The sequence below is a fragment of the Streptomyces sp. SDr-06 genome, assembly GCF_003324565.1.
GTDB lineage: Bacteria > Actinomycetota > Actinomycetes > Streptomycetales > Streptomycetaceae > Streptomyces.
This window is the reverse complement of record NZ_QOLA01000001.1, coordinates 373,479-393,147: the sequence shown is the minus strand read 5'-3', so window position 1 is coordinate 393,147 and position 19,669 is coordinate 373,479. Positions and strand designations below refer to the sequence as shown.

14 protein-coding genes and 1 tRNA gene are annotated in these 19,669 nt (G+C 73.8%); 12 read left to right on the top strand and 3 right to left on the bottom strand.

Annotated features, from left to right (window positions below; all coding sequences use genetic code 11):
- Positions 1 to 40 precede the first annotated feature (40 nt).
- Entirely contained in the window at positions 41 to 1,204 is a 1,164-nt protein-coding gene (locus DT019_RS01785; RefSeq protein ID WP_114034754.1) for a serine hydrolase domain-containing protein, read from the bottom strand.
- A gap of 204 nt (positions 1,205 to 1,408) precedes the next feature.
- Here DT019_RS01785 and DT019_RS01780 point away from each other — a divergent pair, with 204 nt between their 5' ends.
- The 5 genes from DT019_RS01780 (at position 1,409) to DT019_RS01760 (ending at position 3,710) form a co-directional block, all read left to right on the top strand.
- Complete coding sequence (locus DT019_RS01780; RefSeq protein ID WP_114034753.1) at positions 1,409 to 1,594, top strand: DUF1059 domain-containing protein; 186 nt, start codon at positions 1,409 to 1,411, stop codon at positions 1,592 to 1,594.
- 71 nt (positions 1,595 to 1,665) lie between these two features.
- Positions 1,666 to 1,739: transfer RNA gene (locus DT019_RS01775), tRNA-Met, on the top strand.
- A gap of 119 nt (positions 1,740 to 1,858) precedes the next feature.
- Positions 1,859 to 2,242 (top strand): lamin tail domain-containing protein, encoded by a 384-nt coding sequence (locus DT019_RS01770; protein WP_114034752.1) that lies wholly within the window; start codon positions 1,859 to 1,861, stop codon positions 2,240 to 2,242.
- Positions 2,243 to 2,429: 187 nt separating this feature from the next.
- Positions 2,430 to 2,954 (top strand): DUF3592 domain-containing protein, encoded by a 525-nt coding sequence (locus tag DT019_RS01765; protein ID WP_189389035.1) that lies wholly within the window; start codon positions 2,430 to 2,432, stop codon positions 2,952 to 2,954.
- A 54-nt stretch (positions 2,955 to 3,008) separates the two neighbouring features.
- Entirely contained in the window at positions 3,009 to 3,710 is a 702-nt protein-coding gene (locus DT019_RS01760; protein WP_114034750.1) for a ribonuclease H, read from the top strand.
- 73 nt (positions 3,711 to 3,783) lie between these two features.
- Here the strand turns inward: DT019_RS01760 and DT019_RS01755 are convergent, their stop codons facing one another.
- Both DT019_RS01755 and DT019_RS01750 read right to left on the bottom strand, forming a co-directional pair.
- Positions 3,784 to 4,398 carry a hypothetical protein gene (locus DT019_RS01755; RefSeq protein ID WP_114034749.1) on the bottom strand — a complete coding sequence of 205 codons (615 nt, stop codon included), beginning with the start codon at positions 4,396 to 4,398 and terminating at the stop codon, positions 3,784 to 3,786.
- A gap of 309 nt (positions 4,399 to 4,707) precedes the next feature.
- Positions 4,708 to 5,841 (bottom strand): glutamate--cysteine ligase, encoded by a 1,134-nt coding sequence (locus DT019_RS01750; protein ID WP_114034748.1) that lies wholly within the window; start codon positions 5,839 to 5,841, stop codon positions 4,708 to 4,710.
- 384 nt (positions 5,842 to 6,225) lie between these two features.
- Here DT019_RS01750 and DT019_RS01745 point away from each other — a divergent pair, with 384 nt between their 5' ends.
- From DT019_RS01745 to DT019_RS01715, 7 genes are all read left to right on the top strand, one after another.
- Positions 6,226 to 6,657: a DUF6299 family protein gene (locus DT019_RS01745; protein ID WP_114034747.1), complete on the top strand. Its 432-nt coding sequence runs from the start codon at positions 6,226 to 6,228 to the stop codon at positions 6,655 to 6,657.
- Positions 6,658 to 6,968: 311 nt separating this feature from the next.
- Positions 6,969 to 8,282, top strand: coding sequence for an MFS transporter (locus DT019_RS01740; protein WP_114034746.1), 1,314 nt, complete (start codon positions 6,969 to 6,971; stop codon positions 8,280 to 8,282).
- Positions 8,283 to 8,369: 87 nt separating this feature from the next.
- Complete coding sequence (locus DT019_RS01735; protein WP_114034745.1) at positions 8,370 to 9,662, top strand: non-ribosomal peptide synthetase; 1,293 nt, start codon at positions 8,370 to 8,372, stop codon at positions 9,660 to 9,662.
- Positions 9,663 to 9,823: 161 nt separating this feature from the next.
- Complete coding sequence (locus tag DT019_RS01730; RefSeq protein WP_114034744.1) at positions 9,824 to 13,027, top strand: non-ribosomal peptide synthetase; 3,204 nt, start codon at positions 9,824 to 9,826, stop codon at positions 13,025 to 13,027.
- Entirely contained in the window at positions 13,027 to 14,916 is a 1,890-nt protein-coding gene (locus DT019_RS01725; RefSeq protein ID WP_223279259.1) for a non-ribosomal peptide synthetase, read from the top strand. Before DT019_RS01730 ends, DT019_RS01725 begins: the two co-directional genes overlap by 1 nt.
- Before the next feature lies 1 nt (position 14,917).
- Positions 14,918 to 16,756 (top strand): non-ribosomal peptide synthetase, encoded by a 1,839-nt coding sequence (locus DT019_RS01720; RefSeq protein ID WP_114034743.1) that lies wholly within the window; start codon positions 14,918 to 14,920, stop codon positions 16,754 to 16,756.
- Positions 16,746 to 19,598, top strand: coding sequence for a condensation domain-containing protein (locus tag DT019_RS01715; protein WP_114034742.1), 2,853 nt, complete (start codon positions 16,746 to 16,748; stop codon positions 19,596 to 19,598). The genes DT019_RS01720 and DT019_RS01715 overlap by 11 nt, the downstream gene beginning before the upstream one ends.
- Positions 19,599 to 19,669: the final 71 nt, after the last annotated feature.

Sequence of the window (19,669 nt, the reverse complement as noted above, 5' to 3'; positions counted from 1 at the left end):
CAACCGTGACACGATCGGTCACGCCCCGCGCGTCGAACCGTTACACAGCGTGAGAGGTGGCCTCGGCGGCGTACCGCCAGAAGGCGTGCATCAGGGCGGGCGGCGTGGGCCCGGTCATCTCGACCTGGGTCAGCAGGATGGTGACGGCGCCGGTGGACGGCACGACGTGGGCCGCGGTGCCGGTGCCGCCGACCCAGCCGTAGCGGCCGGGCACGTTCCACGGCTCGACGCGCTCGATGTCCACCGACCCGCCGAATCCCCAGCCCTGGCCCTGGAGGAACAGCGTGGCGTCCGCGCGCTGGGCCGCCGTCAGGTGATCGGTGGTCATCTGCCGAACCGCCTCGGGCGACAACACCCGACGCCCCCCGACGCTCCCGGCACCGAGCAGCAGCCGTGCGAAGGCGTGCAGGTCGTCGACGGTGGAGACGAGGCCGCCCGCGCCGGACGGGAAGGCGGGCGGTGTACTCCACTGCCCGTCGGGGGCGTCGACGAGTTCAAGCCCGCCCTCCGCTCCGGTCCGGTAGCAGCTGGTGAACCGGTCCAGATCGCGGGCCGGCACCGAGAATCCGGTGTCGGTCATGCCGAGTGGCTCGAACAGGCGCTCGCTCAGGAAGTCGGGCAGCGTACGCCCGGAAACCCGCGAGACCAGCACGCCCTGGAGGTCGGAGCAGATGTTGTACAGCCAGGCCTCGCCGGGCTGGTGGAGCATCGGGATGCGGCTGAGGCGGGAGAGCCATTCGTCCGTCCCGGGCACCGTCTGCGGCCGCGGGGGCGCCTGGTGGAGCTCGCTGAACAGCGGCGTGACGGCGGGCAGTGAGAAGTCGGACGGGAAGCCGTATCCGGCGCGGAAGTCGAGCAGATCGCCGACCGTGATCGGCCGGACGGCCGGGACGACGTCGTCGACGGGGGAGGACGGGGTGCGGACGACCAGAGGCGAGGCCAGCTCCGGCAGCCACTCGGCGATCGGGTCGTCCTGCGCGATCAGGCCGTCGTCGATCAGCATCATGACCGCCGCGGCGGTGACGGGCTTGCCGATCGAGGCGATGCGGAAGATCGAGTCCCTGGCCATGGGGGAGGAGCCGGCGAGATCGTGGGAGCCGGCGACCGCCACCTCCACCTGGTCGCCCCGGGCCACCAGGCCCACCGCACCCGGCACCGTCCTGTCGCCGACGCAGGTGTCGAGGATCTTCCGCAACGCGTTCATGGTCCACCTTCTCGAAGGTCCGGTCGTGTACATCCGGTCCCAGAAGAGACTCCTCCCCGGGCCCGGAATCATCGGTGGTCGCCACGCGCTCTTCGCGCACCGGCCGCCACGCACGGACCATCCCCGGTCACCCGAAGTAGCTCCGCCGGGCGGGCGTAAAGGTGGGATCCTGGAACCGGGATATTCCGCCCCGAGGAGGCACTCATGCGTAAGGTCGCTGACTGTCGGGACTACCCGAGCGAATCGAATTGCAGCCTGGCGATTTCCGGTGAGGAAGACGAAGTCGTCCGGGCGGCGGCCGAGCACGCCGCATCGGTGCACGGCCACACCGACACCCCCGAACTGCGAGAAGAGCTGCGGAAGATGCTGAAGGACGAGGCAACCGTCTAGAAGCAGTGATGTCGCTGCACCGCCCGGGTGGTCAACGGCCCCTCCTGTGTGACGTAGGGTGGAGTCATCGACGCGGGGTGGAGCAGCTCGGTAGCTCGCTGGGCTCATAACCCAGAGGTCGCAGGTTCAAATCCTGTCCCCGCTACGGAATTTCGGCCCCCCGGCACCCAGTGCCGGGGGGCCGAAACGCGTGTGGAGGGTCCCGCCCCACGACCGTGACACCCTGGCGGGCCGCCCTGACCGACACCAACCCGTGACGCCCCTGTGTCGACCCTGTGTGCCGGGCTCGCCGGGGCTCCGCGCTCGCCGGTCACCTTCGGGGCCATCCAGTACGACAGCCCCGGCAAGGACGACCGCTCGCAGCGCAGCCTCAACGCCGAGTGGGTCACCGTCACCAACACCGGCCGCACGTCCGTGAGCCTGAAGGGGTGGACACTCAGCGACCGCGGTCACCACGCATACACGTTCGGCACGTTCACCCTGGGCGGCCGCGCCTCGGTGCGCGTCCACACCGGGATCGACCACAACACCCGTACCGACGTGTACCAGAGCCGTCGCGCCTCTGTCTGGAACAACAGCGGGGACACCGCCACGTTGCGCGACAACCACGGCCGCGCCGTGGTCACGAGGTCCTGGGGCCGCCACTGATCGCACCGTGCGCCAAGCGATGTGCGCACAGCGGCGGTTGACGGCGGCCGGCACCTCGGGAGGAGAGTGCTGGCCGCCGTCGCTCCCTTCTTCGCGGCTCCGTCCTTGGTGAACGGAACCAACGCACCGCGCCGTGCATCTACACCGGCGTCGGACCCTGGGTGGGGGCCTCGGTAGGGGGATGTGCATGTTCGCTGTAGGTGGGATCTTCGGGGTGGTGTTCGGAAGTGTGGGCCTGCTGTTCGTCGCGGTGGGCCTCGGGGCGCTGGTCTGGGTGGCCCGCACGGTGTCGGAGCACAAGCGCACCCTGCGTGAAGGGCTGAGGGCCGGAGCCCGCTGTCTGGAGACCCATGTGGTGCGCACCCATACATCCGGGGGCGCCACCCGTGTCCGGCGCCGTCTGATCGTGGGATTCCGTACGGTCGGCGGGCGTGAGGTACGGGCGCGGGTGACGTCGCGACACCCCTATGTGGCGGGAGACGTCGTGCCGGTGCGGTATGTGGCGCACCGGCCCGAACGCGCGGTGGCGGACGAGGCACCGACCGGCGTCGGGGTGGTGGCGTGTCTGTTCGGCGGGGCCATGGTGGCCGTGATGTGTATGGGTCTGTTCTTCGCCGCGGTCGGATTCGGCGCGGCCCTGTTCGCGGGTACGGCGGCCGACGACGGCGCCCCCGCCCCCTTGTCGGATCCATACCTCAGCGCGGCGCCCTGAGCACGGCCGGGCCGGGGATTTCTGGTGTGCGGGCGGCGGTGGGATGATGGCGCGATGTCTGATCGTGTTGTTGTTGCCGCTTGTGACGGTGCCTCGAAGGGCAACCCCGGCCCCGCGGGATGGGCCTGGGTGATCGCCGATGCGCAGGGACGCCCGGAACGTTGGGGCGCGGGGCCGCTGGGCACCGCCACCAACAACGTCGGGGAGCTCACCGCCCTGGAACGGCTGCTCGAAGCCGTCGACGCGGGCACCCGCATGCAGGTGCGGATGGATTCCCAGTACGCCATGAAGGCGGTCACGCAGTGGCTGCCCGGCTGGAAGCGCAACGGCTGGAAGACCGCCGCGGGCAAGCCGGTCGCCAACCGGGAACTGGTCGAGCGCATCGACGAGTTGCTGGCCGAACGGGATGTGGAGTTCGTCTATGTGCCCGCACACCAGGTGGGTGGGGACCCGCTGAACGCGATCGCCGACCAGGCCGCGAGTGATGCGGCCACCACCCAGCGGCCGGCCGGTACCGCCCTCGGCGATCAGGAGATGCCGGTGCCGGCACCGGCTCGTGCCACCGCCTCACGAGCCAAGCCGGCCGCCGCGCGCAAGGCGTCGTCCGGTGCCACCTCGGCCCCGTCGGGCAAGCCGCGGACCATCAAGGCGAAGTTCCCCGGGCGCTGTCCCTGCGGCCAGTCCTATGCCGCCGGCACACCCATCATGAAGCGGGACGGCGGCTGGGGTCACCCGGACTGCAGCCCAGTGGGGTGAGGCACGGGGCTGCCATGTCACCTGTCCGGTAGGTGGCTCAGAGCGTGCCGGCCGAGCCGGCACCACGCGCGGATCAGTTGGCGGCCGCGGGGGTGACGGCGCCCTCCTCCTTCTTGACGTCGGAGCCCGCGGACGCGGGGGCGCCGGTGCTGTCGGGCGCCGTGTAGAACACGGACCGGTTCTGCCGGGTGCGCTGCGCCTGCCCCTTGGCGACGAGGTTCTCGAGGGTGTTGCGCACCACGGTGCCCGCGATGTTGCGCTGGGGGTGTGCGTCGGTGAGACCCGCCGTGATCTCGGCCGCCGAGCGCGGCTCACCGCTCTGCGCGAGGTGGGCCGCGACGAGCTCCCGGAGCGTGGGAGCACTCCCGGTGGCCTTGGACTTGGTGGCCGGCTGAGCCTGCTTCTTGGCCCCGCGACCTGCGGACTTGGATGCCTTACGGGCCTGCGGGACGCGCGGGGACGAGGCTCCGGCGGACTTCTTGGGGGCCTTGTCCGGCGCGGGCGCGGCGGGGCTGCCGATCGCCTCCCGCATGGAGGCCAGCAGGGCGTGGTTGTTCTCCAGGACACTCAACTGTTCCTGGAGGGCGCTGATCTGGGCAGCGATCTGTTCGCGTTCGGCGACATTGCTGTCCAGGTCGCTCTGGATCTGGGCGGCGTACTGGGACTGGAGCGTGGTGCTTTCCGGCACGAGGTGTTCCTCCGGGGCGTGTGCGTACGTGATTGCTGCCGGATGTTACGCGCCTCTGCTGTGTTGGGGCACCCACTTGACAGTAGATGAGACCGCTCGGGGTGAGAGAAGTTCCCGCGGAACCGCCCTGTCGGGTACATCGAGTGATGTCCAACCCCGAGCATGGGAGCCGCTTCCGTGGATGTGTGACCCCCTGACCGGCTCGATCGGCGCCTCCTGTGGGCGGCACCCATGGGGGAGATGTGCCGTGTGTGTGGTGACGTCGTACAGGGGGCGACGGGCCCGGCCGGTGTCGCCCTTCCTGTGAGGTCACTCCGGTGTCGTGTACCGGAGTTCACGCTCGCCCAGGGTGCGGCGCACACATGCCGCGACCACCCGGCCCAGGCTTCCGGTACGGGTGAGCAGCTCGCGCTGGATGCGGGCCCCGTTGCCGCGCGCGAGCAGTTCCGCGGCGGCCTTGCGGGCCCAGGCGAGGTCCCCGGTGTCTTCGAGCGCCTCCCGTGTGTGCTCGAAGAGCGCCCGTACGACGACCGGCGCGGGAGCCGGCCGCATGGTCGACGGGTGCAGCAGGACGTCGTCGAGCCCCGAGCGCGCGGCCCGCCACGCGGCCAGCCGCAGCAGACTCACCCCGTGGCCCAGCGGTGGCCGTCCCGCCCGCCAGTCCCGGGCCGCGGTCTCCACCAGGGCGCGCGCCAGACCCGCCATGAGCAGCGTGGTGGTGGCCTCCAGACACACGTCGGCGACCCGGATCTCGACGGTGGGATAGCGGTGGGAGAGCCGGGCGTCGAAATAGATCATGCCCTGGTCGTGCACCACACCGCTGGTCACCATGTCGGCGACCTGGGCGTGGTAGCGCTCGGCCGAGCCGAAGACGCCCGTCGGCCCGGACATGGGCCACCGCCCCCACACCCTGCTGCGGTAGCTGTTGTACAGGGTGTCGTGGCCCTGCCAGTACGGCGAGTTGGCGCTGAGTGCGGTCAGGACGGGCAGCCACGGCTGGATCCGGTCCACCACGGCGACGCCCTCGTCGTCCGATGCGACCGACACATGCACATGGCAACCGCAGGTGAGCTGTTCCTGGGTCGTCAGACCGAACTGCTCCTCCATCCACTGGTAGCGCCGGCCCACGTTGACGGCCGGGCGGGCGGGCAGCGGGGAGGTGGCGAGGGCGACCACCGCCGCCCCCGTCTCCGCCGCGTGCCGGGCCGCCTCGTGGCGCCAGCGCACGATCTCGGTGCCGAGTTCGTCCATGTCGGTCTGCGGGCGGGTGCCGAACTCCAGCTGCTGACCCTGCAGTTCCCGGGCGAAGGTGCCCTGCAGCGGGCCGCCTCCGTCCGCGGCGGACTTGGCCAGCCGGGCCAGCACCTCCGAGGACAGCGCGCACGGCTGCCCGGTGCCCGGATCGACCAGGAGCAGTTCCTCTTCCACGCCTACGGTGCGCAAAATGACGCTCCCATCCTGTCCGGGCGCCCTGGGAGGCGGCGCGGTAAACGGCCGGGGGCACCAGCATGCCCGGCCGGTGCCGCCCCCGACTCCTGGTGAGGGGGCCGTCTTTCGGTCACACCCGGAAGGGGCGGACACCCCCTGCCCCAGGAGGCGCTGTGGGGCCCCGCCCGTCACTCTGCTCCCAGGGGACGGGCGTCCTGACACGCCGCCGACCGGGGGGAATCCCCGACGGGAGGGTGCCGTGGCGGTATTCCTTGGGGCGCGAGGGCGGCCGTGGTGTGTGCCGCCCATGTGTCACCACGGGGAGCACCACCCCCTGGAGCGCCACCACATGAACGCCGCACCATCTCGCGGACGTACCGATGTAGGAGAGAACTGCCGATGCGTGTAAGTCTTGTCGCCGCCGGGGCCGTCGCCGCCGCCGGAGTGCTTCTGGGAGGGGCCGCCGGTCCGGCCGCCGCCTCCTCGGGCACCGTGTCCGCCAACCCGTCCGGGACGATCGCCAAGGACGGCACCGTCACCCTGTCCGGCACCTACCGCTGCACCACGTCGACCACCGGCCCCGTCTTCGTCGCGAGCTCGGTGGGGACCGACTCCGTGCGGCACGGCATCGGCGGCACGGTCGCGCGGTGCGACGGCGCCGAACACACCTGGGTCAACCACGCCAAGCCCGCGCACGGGACGCCGGTCGCGCCGGGGTCGACGGAGATCGAGGCGACCCTGATGCAGCTGGACACCCGCAGTGGCCTGCCGCTGCCCGCGATCCTGGCCACCGACCGGCACAGCGCGAACCTGCTCCCCGCCAAGGACTGACGGCGCGCTTCCGCGCCGTCCCGGCACCCCCGACGCCCGAGCGCGCTTCTGGTTGCCCCCGCACGTGTGCGTGCGGTGAGTTTCGGACATACCCGCATTCATGGGGTCCGGGGGTGCACCGCGCCCTTGAAATGCTTCCCCGGCGCGGGGAGAAGTCCTGTGTACCTGGCCCTCAACATCTTTAATTCATCCGGCCGTTGCCCTGATCTGGCCGATGATTTTCTTGATCCAGTGCCAGGATGGCACTGGAAACGACCGAAAGTGTCTTGTTTGTTTTGACTCCTGATCGGCGCGAGGTGAAGGTCTCGTGCATGTCCCCTTCGCCCCGGGCCGCTCCCAGTGGCCTGCTCCGCATGCGCGACTTCCGCTTACTGCTCGCCGGAGCCGCGGCCGGGCAGGTCGGCGCCCAAGTCACCCTGGTGGCGCTGCCCTTGGTGGCCGTCCTCGAACTCAAGGCGCCCGCCTTCCAGGTGGGACTGCTCACCGCCGCCGAGACCGCCGCGTTCCTGCTCATCGGACTGCCCGCGGGGGCCTGGGTCGACCGGATGCGCAAGCTGTCGCTGATGATCCGCGCCGATGCGGTCCGCTCCCTGGCCATGGCCAGCGTGCCGCTCGGCGCCGCGGCGGGCGTGCTGACCATGGCCCAGCTGTATGTCGTCGCCCTGGTCACCGGCGTGGCCACGGTGTTCTTCGACGTGGCCCACCAGAGCTATCTGCCCCAACTCCTGCCCCGGGAGCAGCTGGTGTCCGGCAATGGCGCGCTGGAGACGGTGCGCTCCTCGGCGCAGGTGGCCGGACCCGGCCTCGGCGGCGGCCTCGTACAGCTCGTCGGGGCCCATCTGGCGATCGTGGCCGACGCGATCGGCTACGCCCTGTCCGCCGTGTTCCTGCTGGCCATCCGCCGCCCCGAGAACAAGCCCGAGCCGGTCCCCGGCGCGTCCCTGCGCAAGGAGGTCGCGGAAGGCCTGCGCTTCGTCCTGGGCCACCCGCTGCTCCGTGTCATCGCCGGCACCACCGGCCTCGGCAACTTCTTCACCGCGATGCTGATGGCCACCCAGACCATCTTCCTGGTCCGCGTCCTCGACCTGCCCCCGGCTGCCGTCGGCGTGATGCTCTCGGCCTCGGCCGTCGGCGGACTGGCCGGTGCGCTCTGCGCGGGCCGGCTGGCCGGCCGCTTCGGCCAGGCCCGCGTCATCTGGCTGTCGGCCCTGGCCACCGGTCCGTTCGCACTGCTGTGGCCGCTGTCCGGAAAGGGAGCGGCCGCCGCCCTGTTCGCCGTCGCCTCCGGCGTGGTCTTCTTCGGCGCCGTGGTCTACAACGTGGCTCAGGTGAGCTTCCGTCAAACGCTGTGCCCGGAACGGCTGTTGGGGCGCATGAACGCCACCCTGCGTTTTTTGATGTGGGGCACCCTGCCGCTCGGCGCGCTCGTCGGCGGCGCCATCGCGGACGCCTTCGGAGCGCGCTCGGCCCTGTGGGTCTGCGCGATCGGCTTCCTCGTCGTGCCGCTGCCCCTGCTGCTCTCCCCGCTGCGCCGGATGCGCGACCTCCCCGACAGCGCGGATCCCGACGAAGACGCCCACCGGCCCGCGACGACCGGCCGCGACGAGAACGTGCCCGTCGCCTGACGCCGAGCGACCGCTCACCTCCCCTCCCGCGGGCAACCGCGCGCAAGCCATGCCCGACCGAGAGTTCCCGACCCGAGAGAGGATCACGTGCTCCCCAGCATCACGGGCCAGTATCTGGCCCGCTACCAGCGCCTCGGCGCAGGTGACCCGGCCGCCGGACTGCTGCCCGTCACCGGGGCCCAGCGGCGCTTCCTGCTCGTGCGCTCCCTGGATCCCGCCGGCCGCGCCGACATCGTCCCGATGTTCTTCGCCTTCCCGCGCGGCACCGTCGACACGGCGCGGCTGCGCGCCGCCGCGGGCCACCTGGCCGCCCGCCACCCCGTGCTGCGCTCCCGCCCCAGCGTCGTGCGCGGCACGCCCGTGCTGCGGCCCGGCGCGCCGGACGTGCCGCTGGACCTGGTCGCCGGAGCGCCCGGCGAGGACGCCGAAAACGCGCTGCGCCGGACGCTGGCCGGCTGGGCCGCCGACGGCCCGCCGCTGCGCCTGTTCCTCGCCCAGGACGGCCCGCACGCCGAGGAGGAGCTCCTCGCGGTCGTCCTGGACCACACCGCCTGCGACGGCCAGTCCCTCGCCCGCATCGTCGAGGAACTCGGCGATGCCTACCGCGACCGTCTCGGACCGGAGGACCTGGCGCCCGATGCCGCGGCCGCCGAACTCGCCGCCTACCGGGACGCCGTCCTGCGCCAGCTCGACGCCGAGGACCGCGCCGCGGTGCCCGGCGCGCTGACGTACTGGGGAGAACGGCTGCGTACGGTCCGCGAGCAGGCCCCGCTGCCCGGCTCAAGGCCCATGTCCGCCGGACTGCCCAGCGGAGCGGTCGAGACGAGAATCGCCTCGCCCGCCGGGGGAGTTCCCTTCCCGGCGCTGCTCGACGCGTGCCGTGCCGCGGCCGCGGCCCTGTTCGGGACAGGGCCGGTGTCACCCATCGGCTACCCGTGGGGCGGCCGCCCGGCCGGTGCCGCACCCGTTCTCGGCTGCTTCCTGAACACCGTGGTCTTCCCGGCCGACACCCGGGGCACCGTCGCACCCGAGGTCACGGCCACCGACTGGTGGGACGACCTGGACCGCGCCGATACCCCCTTCGACGAAGTCGTCCGCGCCGCCCGGTCCGGCGGATCCGCCTGGTCCGGCAGGCTGGACGGGCTGCTCACCGTGGACGACGCCCGCAACCGCACCCCGCTGCGGCTCGGCGGGACGGCCGGCCGCGAGGTGCACATCGGCGGCCGACAGGTGCGCGCCCCCTTCGCCGTCTCCGCCACCCAGGGACCCGAACTCCACCTGCGCATGGTGTGGGACCGCTCCGTGCTCGACGACGCCGCGGCCGAAGACGCCTTCGCGGCGCTGCGCGGAGCGCTGCCCGCCGGGGCCCCCGCCCACTGAGCCCGCCCCGGCCGTCCCCACCCGGACGCCGGCGTACGACCGTCCTCCCCCGTGAACCTCCAGCATCCGGCCGTACCGCGCGATCCGCGGACCGGCCGGCCCGCCGCCGCGGGCGCACGACCGCGCGGCACCTTCCGACCCGACAACCCAAGGGATCGCCCATGCTCCCCCTCTCCTCCTCGCAGGAGATCGTCTGGCTGCACGAAGAAGTGCAGCCGGGCAGCCGCGCCTACAACTTCACCGCCGCGCTCGACCTGTGGGGCACCCTCGACGTCGAGGCGCTGCGCAGCGGCCTGGCCGCCACCCTCGCCCGCCACCCGGGGCTGCGGCTCGAACTCGTGCCGGTGGCGGGCGCGATGCCGGGTCAACGGGTGGCCGACGTGTGCCTGCCGAGGCTGCGCACCGTGGACATCACCTGGGAGGCCGACCCCGAGGCGGCCTTCCAGGACCTGCTGCGCTCCGAGGCGGAGACACCGTTGGACACCCGCGAGGCACCCCTGCTGCGCTGGACCCTCGTCAAACTCGCCGACGACCAGCACCGGCTCATCCACGTGGAACACCACCTGATCCACGACGGCCACTCGTTCGCGATCCTCCTCGACGACGTCTTCAGCGTCTACCGCGCCCAGGTGCTCGGCGAGGACCTCGAGTTGGGCACGCCCAGCTCCTATGCCGACCATGTGCGAGCCCGGGCCGACGACGTACGGGCCAAGGAGCTGGCCGCGAGCCTGGAGTACTGGTCCGACACCCTGCGCGACGCCTCGTACGACATGCCCCTGCCGGGTCTCACCCGGCCCGGCGCGCGGCGGCGCCACCACGGCGGACAGCTGCGCCAGTCCATCGGGGCGGACCTCGCCGAACGGCTGCGCGCCCACACCCGCGAGCGTGGACTCACCCCCTTCGCCACCCTGCTCGGCCTGTTCGCGGAACTGTTGCGGCGCCACAGCGGACGCAGCCAGATGGTGGTGGGAACCGCTGTGGGCAACCGGCCACGCGGCTTCGAGGACGCCGTCGGCATGTTCGTCAACACCATCCCGCTGCGGCTGAACCTGGACTCGGGCGCACCGGCCGAGGACGCCATGGACGAGGTGACCGACACCCTCATCCGGGCCCTCCCGCACCAGGAGGTGCCGGTCCAGGAGCTCACCCGGGCGCTCGGCCTGCACACCTCGGGCGCCGACAACCCGTTGTTCAGCGTCATGTTCAGCGCCCACGACGCGGCGCTGCCCGAGATCGAGGTGCCCGGCCTCGACGTCACCCTGTTCGAAGGGTTCAACACCGGCACCACCCGCTTCGACCTCGATGTGGTGCTGCTCCCCGACGACCGGCGCGGTGTGAGCCCGCGCCACGGCGTGGCCGGCATGACCCTGGTCTGGGACTACGACGCCGACCTGTTCGGCGAGGACGTGGCCAAGCTGCTCGCCGAGCGCTTCCTCGACCTGCTCCGGGCCTATCTCGACGCCCCCGCCACCCCCCTCGCCGACCTCGCGCCGCCCGCCGCGCCCCAGGAGGCCGCGTCCGCGGCGCGGGTCGTACCCGGCCGCGACCCCCTCGACCCGGCCGCGGCCCACGACCCGTCCCTGCCCGCCCTCCTGATCGGCGCCCGCCGCCTCACGTACGGGGACCTCGACGCGCGGGTCACCTCCCTCGCGGAGCGGATGCGGGCGGCGGGAGTGACGGCCGGGCAGCCGGTCGCGGCGGTACTGCCCCGCGGCGCCGACTCCGTGGTCACGCTGCTCGCCTGCCTGCGGACCGGGGCCGTCTACTGCCCCCTGTCGCCGTCCGACCCGCCCGCCCGCCTTGAGCTGCTGCTCGACCGGCTCGGCCCGGCGCTCGTCCTGACCGCCGAGGACAGCGCGGTACGCGTTCCCGACGGGCTGCCGAGCGCCGCGGTCGGCGTCGAGGTGCTGCCGCCCGCCCGCGCGGCGGGGACCGTGCCGGGCGCGGCGTACATCATCCACACCTCCGGCTCGACCGGCATCCCCAAGCCCGTGGCCGTCGGCCGGGACGCTCTGGTCAACCACCTGACCGGCGCGGCCGAGCGGTTCGCCCTCGCGGCGGGGGACCGGGTGCTGCTGTTCGCCCAGCCGTCCTTCGACGTCGCCCTCGAAGAGGTGCTGCCCTCCCTGTACGCGGGCGCCTGCCTGGTCGTCCCCGAGCAGGACGTACCGACCGGCGCCGAGCTCGCCGAACTGCTCGCCTCCGCCCGGGTCACCGTGGCCAACCTGCCCACCAGCTACTTCCTCGCCACCCGCGAGGACCTGCTGCCGGTGCTCGGGGAGGGCCGCTGGGCGCCGCGCCTGCTCGTGCTCGGCGGCGAACGCATACCGGCCGACGTGATGCGCGCCTTCTTCGCCGACACGGAAGGCGGCGACACCGCCCGGTTCGCCGTCCTCAACGTGTACGGCGTCACCGAGGCCGCGATCAGCTCCACCGTGCACGAGATCACCCCGGACAGCCTGGTCGACGGGGCCGAGATCCCGCTCGGTGTCGAGCTGCCCGGCGAGCGAGTCCACGTCCTGGACGAGGGTCTGCGGCCGCTGCCCGCCGGCGCCGTCGGTGAACTGGCGATCTCCGGCGCCGGGTTGGCCGAGGGCTACGTCGGCAACCCGGAGGCCACCGCGGCCCGCTTCGTCACCGTCGACGCGCTCGGCGGCGAGCGCGTCTACCTCACCGGCGACCTCGGCTACCGCGGCCAGGACGGGCTGCTGCGCTTCCTGGGCCGCCGCGACAACCAGATCAAACTGCGCGGCTACCGCATCGAACTCGAAGAGGTCGAAGCCGCGGCCTCCGCCGCGCTCGGCGGCCGGTCCTGTGCCGTCGTCCTCGACCGGGAAACCCCCGGGGGACCCCGTCTGGTCGCCTTCCGCGAGCGCGCCCACGAGGGCGAGGAGTGGGACGAGCAGGCCCTGCACGCCGAGTTGAGCACCCGCCTGCCCGGCGCCCTCGTGCCCGGCCGCTGGGTGCTCCTGGACAGCATGCCGACCCTCGCCGGCGGCAAGCCCAACCGGGCCGCCCTCGCCCGCCTGGCCGCCGAGGCGGCCCCCGCCGCCCCCGCCGCCCCTGTCGAGGAAGCGGCGCCGGCGACGGATCCCGCCCGCTCGGACGACCCGGCCGTGGTGCTGCTCGCCGAGGGCTGGCGCGAGGTGCTCGGGCACGACCGCTTCGAGGAGAGCTCGCACTTCTTCCACGTCGGAGGCCACTCCCTGCTCGCCGCCCAGCTGGCGGCCTGGCTGGAGCCGCGCCTGGGCGAGCGGCCCTCGCTGCGCCTGCTCTTCCAGCACCCGGTCCTCGCCGACCAGGCGCGCGCCCTCGCCCCCGCCGCCACCTCCGCACTGACCACCACCGCGCCGAAGGAGTCGTGATGACCGAGCAGTTGATGGACCGTCGGGCCGGTACGGACAGCACCCTGAGTGTGCTGCACGGCGCGCCCCTCCCCGTTTCCGCCGAAGCAGGGGTGCTGGCGCGCTACGAGGAGTGGGTCCGCCGCTCGCCCCAGGCGCCCGCGGTGATCGACGGGGAGTCCAGCTGGACCTACGCGCAGCTCGACGAGGCGGCCGACGCGGTCGCCGCGACGCTGGCCGGGCGCGTCCGGCCCGGTGACCTCGTCGGGGTCTGCCTGGACCGTTCGGCCGCCCTCGTCGTCACGGCGGTCGCGCTGGCCCGGCTCGGCGCGGTCTATCTGCCACTCGGCCCGCGTCCCGGCGAGCGCCGCATCGCCGCGGTCACCGAGGACATCGGCGTCGTCTGCCTCATCGGGGACCCCAATGTCCTGATGGCACGTCATGAAATCGGCGATCAGGTCGAGTTGGCCCTGCCCGCCGAGGGGGCCAACGCCGCCGCATCCGTCGTGGCGTCCTTCGGACCCATCGCGGCAGAGGCACGGACCGCGCCGCCCGAGGCCCTGTACGCCGTGCTCACCTCCGGCTCCACCGGACGGCCCAAGGCCGTCGCGGTCGCCGAAGCCTCGCTGGCCGTGCTGCTGGACTGGTACCGCGCCGAGACCGGACTCGCCCCCGGCGACCGGCAGTCCCTGCTGATCGGGGTCGCCTTCGACCCGCACCTCCTCGAACTGTGGGCGGGCCTCACCTGCGGCGCCGCACTCATACCCGCCCCCGACGAGGTCCGCTGGGACCCGGCCGCGCTCACCGACTGGTGGCGCGAGGCCGAGGTCACCGTCGCCGTGTCGGCCACCCCCATGATCGAGCCACTTCTCGACCGCCCCTGGCCGCAGGGCCTGAAGCTCCGGCACCTCATGGTCGGCGGCGACCGGATGCGCCGCCGCCCCGGCCCCGATGTGACCGCCACCGTCCACAACGCCTACGGCCCCGCCGAAGCCACCGTCGTCACCACCACCCACACCATGCGCCCGGACGACCCCGACGCGCACTCCGCCACCGCGCCGCCCATCGGCCTTCCCATCGCGGGCGCGACCGTGGCCGTCACCGACGCCGACGGCACGGTCCTGGCGCGGGGCACGGACGGCGAACTGCGCATCGGCGGCACCTGCCTGGCGCTCGGGTACCTGGACCCGGAGCTGACCGCGCGGCGCTTCACCGCCCCGCCGGCCGAACTGCCGGGCCTGGACCGCCTGTACCGCACCGGCGACCGCGTACGGATGCTGGAGGACGGACGCCTCGTCTTCCTCGGCCGCCTCGACGACCAAGTCAAGATCAGCGGGGTCCGCATCGAACCCGCCGAGGTCGAGGCCGCGTTCGAACACGACCCCGCCGTGCTGAGCGCCGTGGTCACCGCCCCCCGCGACGCCGAGGGCCGCGCGCGGCTCGTCGCGTACGTCCTGCCGGCGGCCGGCGCCACCCCCGCGGCCGACGAACTGCTGGCCGCCGTCCGGACCTGGCTGCCCGAGCAGGCGGTGCCCTCGACGCTGCGCGTCGTGGACTCCTTCCCCCTGGACGCCAACGGCAAGGTGGACCGGCACGCCCTCCTGAAGCACGCCGAAGAGGCACCGGGAAGCGCCGCCGACGCCGCCACGCTGCCGGACGGCGCGAGCGCCGACGAACTGCTCGTGCTCGCCGCGGTCCGCGACCTGCTCGGCCGCCCCGAGACGACACTGGAGGACAACTTCACCGACGCCGGAGGCACCTCCCTGCTCGCGGCGCGGCTCCTGGAAGTCCTGGAGCGCGAGTCCCATGTGCGGCTGCGGGCACCGGAGTTGCTGCGCCAGCCCGATCTGCGGGCCATCGCCGCCGTGCTCGACAAGCGCCGCGCGGCGGCCCGCACGCCGGGGTCCTGACATGGCCGACCCCCAGCTCCTGCCCGACGACCGGAAGGAACCGACCGTGACCGTGGCCCGGACCGGCCTGCCCGCCCTGGTGGCGCGGCACGCCGCACACACCCCGCACGCCCTCGCGGTGGCGGACGGCGACACCACCCTGACGTACTCCCAACTCGCCTCTTCAGCGCGGCGGTTGGCCTCGTACCTCCACGAGCAGGGCGTACGCCCCGGCGACTTCGTGGCCCTCCTGATGCCCCGCTCGGCCAGGACCGTGGTCGCGCAACTCGCGCTGTGGTGGGCCGGCGCGGCCTGCGTACCCCTCGACCCGGCCCATCCGCGGCCCCGTACCGAGGCGATGCTCGAAGACTCGGGCGCCACGCTGACCGTCGGCGACAGCAAGCTGCTCGAAGCCGCCGGAGCCTCCGGCGCCACCCTCGCGCTGCCCGGCGACGAGCAGCTGACCGGCGGGGAGATGCCCGGCGAGGGGCCCGGCCCCGACGACACGGCGTTCGTCATGTTCACCTCCGGCTCCACCGGCCGCCCCAAGGGCGTCGCCGTCCCCCACGGCGCCATAGCCGAACTCGTCACCGACCCGGCCTACGTCACCGTCACCGCGCGTGACCGCGTCCTGCTGCACTCCCCGGCGACATTCGACGGCTCCACCTTCGAGGTGTGGTCGGCGCTCGCCAACGGCGCCGCCGTCGTGGTGTGCACCACGGAGCGGCCCTCCTTCGAGGAGCTGGCCAAGGAGGTGGAGCGGCACGGCGTCACCGTCGCCTTCTTCACCACGGCGCTCTTCCACCAGCTCGCCGCCCGCCGCTCCCGCGTCTTCTCACTGCTGCGCACGGTGGTCGTGGGCGGCGAGGCGATGGCCGCCCAGCCGGCCCGGGCGGTGCTGCGCGCGTTCCCCTGGGTCGAGCTCGTCAACGGCTACGGCCCGACCGAGACCACGACCTTCGCCACCACCCACCGCGTCACCGACCGCGACTGCGACGGACCGGTGCCGATCGGCCGACCGGTGGCCGGTGCCACCGCCCACATCCTCGACGAGGCAGGCCTGCCCGTCGCCGACGGCGCACACGGCGAACTGTGGATCGGCGGAAGCCGCCTGGCCCACGGATACACCCGCCGGCCCGAGCTGACCGCCGAACGCTTCGTCGACCACCCCGGCCTCGGCCGCCTCTACCGCACCGGCGACCTCGTCTCGGCCCGCCCCGACGGCGTCCTGGACTTCCACGGCCGCACCGACGACCAGGTCAAGGTGCGCGGCTTCCGCATCGAGCCGGGGGAGATCGAACACGCGCTGCGCGAGCAGCCGGAGGTGGACGACGCGGCCGTCACGGTCCGCCGCCCCACCCCCGACGACGCCCGCCTCGCCGCCTTCGTGGTCGCGGGCCCCGGCCCGGTGCCCCGCCCCGAGGCGCTCCTGGCCCGCCTCACCGCCTTCCTGCCCGCACACCTGGTGCCGGACGAGCTGACCGTCGTCGACCGGCTTCCGCTCACCGGCTCCGGCAAGGTGGACCGCCGTGCGCTCGCCGACCTCGCCACGGCGGAGGCCACCGGCGCCGACGCCCAGCCGCTGACCCCGCTCCAGCAGGCCGTGGCGGAGGTGTGGAGCCGTTCGCTCGGCTGCGAGGTGACCCGGCCCGACGCCGACTTCCTCGCCCTGGGCGGCCACTCCCTGCTGGCCCTCGTCGTCGCCGAAGAGCTGCGCGAGGACCTCGGCGTCGAACTCTCGCTGGCCGACTTCTTCGCCGCCCCCACGGTCGCCGGACACGCCGCGCTCGTCGAACGCGCCCTGCTCGCCGCCCACACCGACCTGCGCCCCGAAACGCCGGAGGACACCGATGGCCACTGACACCTCCGCAGCCCTCCAGGAAGAGCTGCTGCGCAGGGCCCGCGCCCGCGCCGCCGGCCGCTCCACCGCCCCGGCGCCCGCGCGCGAGGCCGGCCCCGCCCCGCTCACCCGCGCCCAGCGCCGCATGTGGCTGATGGAACGCCTCGGCCAGAACAGCGCCCAGTACAGCGTGCCGTTCGCGACCCGGCTGCGCGGCCCGCTCGACATGGCGGCGCTGAGCGCCGCGCTCACCGAACTGGTGCGCCGCCACGAGATCCTGCGCACCCGCTACGGCACGCGCGGCGACGAGCCGTACCAGGAGCCGCTGCCCGCCCCGGAGAACGTCACCGTGGAGGTGGTGGACGCGCCGGGCGACGGCGCCGACCTCCTCACCGCACAGGCCCGCCGCCCCTTCGACCTGGCGCGGAGCACGGTCCCGCGCGCCTTCGTCCTGCGGCACGCGCCCGAGGACCACACAGTGCTGCTGACGTTCCATCACATAGCCATCGACGGCGGCTCGTTGGAGACCGTGGCGGAGGAGCTCGCCGCCCTGTACGCCGCCGCGGTCGACGGCCGCCGCGCCGACCTGGCCGAGCCGCCCCAGTACGCGGACTTCGCGCGCCGCGAGCACGCCGGGGCCGCCCGCCTCGACGACGGACTGGACCGCTGGGCCCGCCGTCTCGCCGGAGCCACCCCGCCCCGCCTGCCCCGCCCCGCCACCACACCCGCCGACCTGGCCGGGCATCCCGCGCGGACCCGCACCACCGAGCTCGGCGCGCAGGTGCTGCCCGCGCTGCGCGAGCTGGGCCGCCAACACCGCGCCACGGTGTTCACGGTGGGCCTCGCCGCGGCGTTCGCCGCGCTGCACCGCCTCACCGGCGAACTCGACCTGGTCATCGGCTGCGCCGCCACCCACCGCGAGGGCCCGGCGACGCGCGGCCTGGTGGGGCTCTGCGTCAACACCCTTCCGGTACGCGTGGACCTGTCCGGCGACCCCGCCTTCGCCACCCTCGTCGAGCGCGTACGCGACGCGCTGCTCGAAGCGCAGCAGCACCGCGAGGTGCCCTTCGACCTGATCCTGGAACGCCTCGGCGCCGCTGCCCGGGGCGACGACGGGACCGCCCTGGTGCGGGTCACCTCCGACGTGATCGGCGAGCAGACGGCCCTGCTTCTTCCCGGACTTGAGGCGCGTCCCGTCGAAGTCGGCGTTGGCGAGGCCAAGTTCGACCTGACCTTCGGTCTCCTGGACACGGACAGCCCGGCGAGCCTGGTGCAGTACGGGCGGGCCGCCCTGGACGAGGAGACGGGCCGGGACCTGGGCGCCTCCTTCGCCGCTCTGCTGAGCGCGGTGGCGGCCGACCCGGCGCTCCCGCTCTCCCGGCTGCCTGGCCGGCTCGCCCGGCCGCGGGCCACGGCCGCCCACCCCGCCGAGGTGCGGCTGCGGGCCCACCCGGAGGTCGCCGACGCCCATGTGCCGGACCCGGCGGGCGGCCCACTCCTTGCCTACGCCGTCCTCAGCCGCACCGGCGGCCCCTCGCCCGCCCAGCTCCGCGCCCACCTGCGCGGCGTACTGGGACGCGAACTGGTCCCGGCCACCGTCATGTTGCTCGACTCCCTGCCGCGCACGGCCGACGGCGCGGTGGAGGCGGGCCGCCTGCCCACCGCGCCCAGCCCGGCGGTGCCGAGGAGCCGCCACCTGGACGCGGTGACCGACGCCTTCGCGGGCCTGCTCGACCAGCGTCCGGGCCCGGACGACGACTTCTTCGCGCTCGGCGGCCACTCACTGACCGCCGTCCAGCTGGCCGAGCGCCTGCGGTCCGCCCTCAAGCTGCCGCTCATCGGCCTCGACATCATGCAGACCCGTACACCCCGCGCCGTCGCGGCGCTCCTGGACGCGCGGGCGGCGGAGCGGGCCAAGGCGGTCGCGGCGGCCTCCACCACGGCCGCGCGCCCGCGCCGGGCACGTGCGGGAACGGTCCTGGTGACCGGCGGCACGGGCGGGGTCGGCGCGTTCGTGCTGCGCGAACTGGCCGCGCGGGGAAGGCCAGTGCTCGCGCTGGCCCGCCCGGAGTCCGCGCATCTGGTCGGCGGCGACGGCATCGAGGTCGTCGAGGGCGACCTCGGTGATCTCGACAGCCTGCGCGCGGCGGTCCGGGGCGCCGACGCGGTGATCCACGCCGCGTGCACCTTCACCCGCCCCGACGTCGACGTGGCGGCGATGGGGGCCATGGTCGATGCCTGGCGCCGCGGACCGTTCGTGTTCGTCAGCAGTGTGGACGCCTACGGGCAGCCCGCCGTCGCCGAGGTCGCGGAGGAGTCCGCGTCGCGGGCGCCGCTGAGCGCGTACGGGCAGGCCAAACTCGACTGCGAGCGGCTCCTGTTGAGCGCCGCGGGCACCGAGGGGCGCGGCGGCGCGAGCGCCGTGCGCTCGCCCATCGTGTGGGGCGCCCACGACCGGCTGCGCGACCAGCTGCGCTGGGGGGCCACCGGGTTGCTGTACCAGGCCGCGCGGGCGGGCCGCCCCATCAGCCTGCCCGCGTCCGGCACGGACGGGCACGACTGGTACGGGGCGCCCTGGGTGCACGCTGCCGCGCTGGCCCGGGCCGTGGTCTCCTGCCTCGACGCGCCGGTCCACGGCGTGGCGAACGCGGTGAGCGGACACGTCGCCTGGTCCGACCTGACGGCCGCCCTGGTGACCCTGCTCGGCAGCGACAGCGTCGTCACCTTCGACGACGCGGTGCATCCGGACCTCGACCACCGGTGGCACTACCGCGCGGACCGACTCGCGGGAGCGCTGCGGCCCCAGCCGGGAGAGGACCTGCACACCGTGCTCGCCTCGATGATCACACCCGCGGAGTCCTGACCGGTCAGGACCTCCTGACCGCGGCGCGGCCGCGATGCCCGGACAGGTGGGCGTCGCGGCCGCCGTCGGTC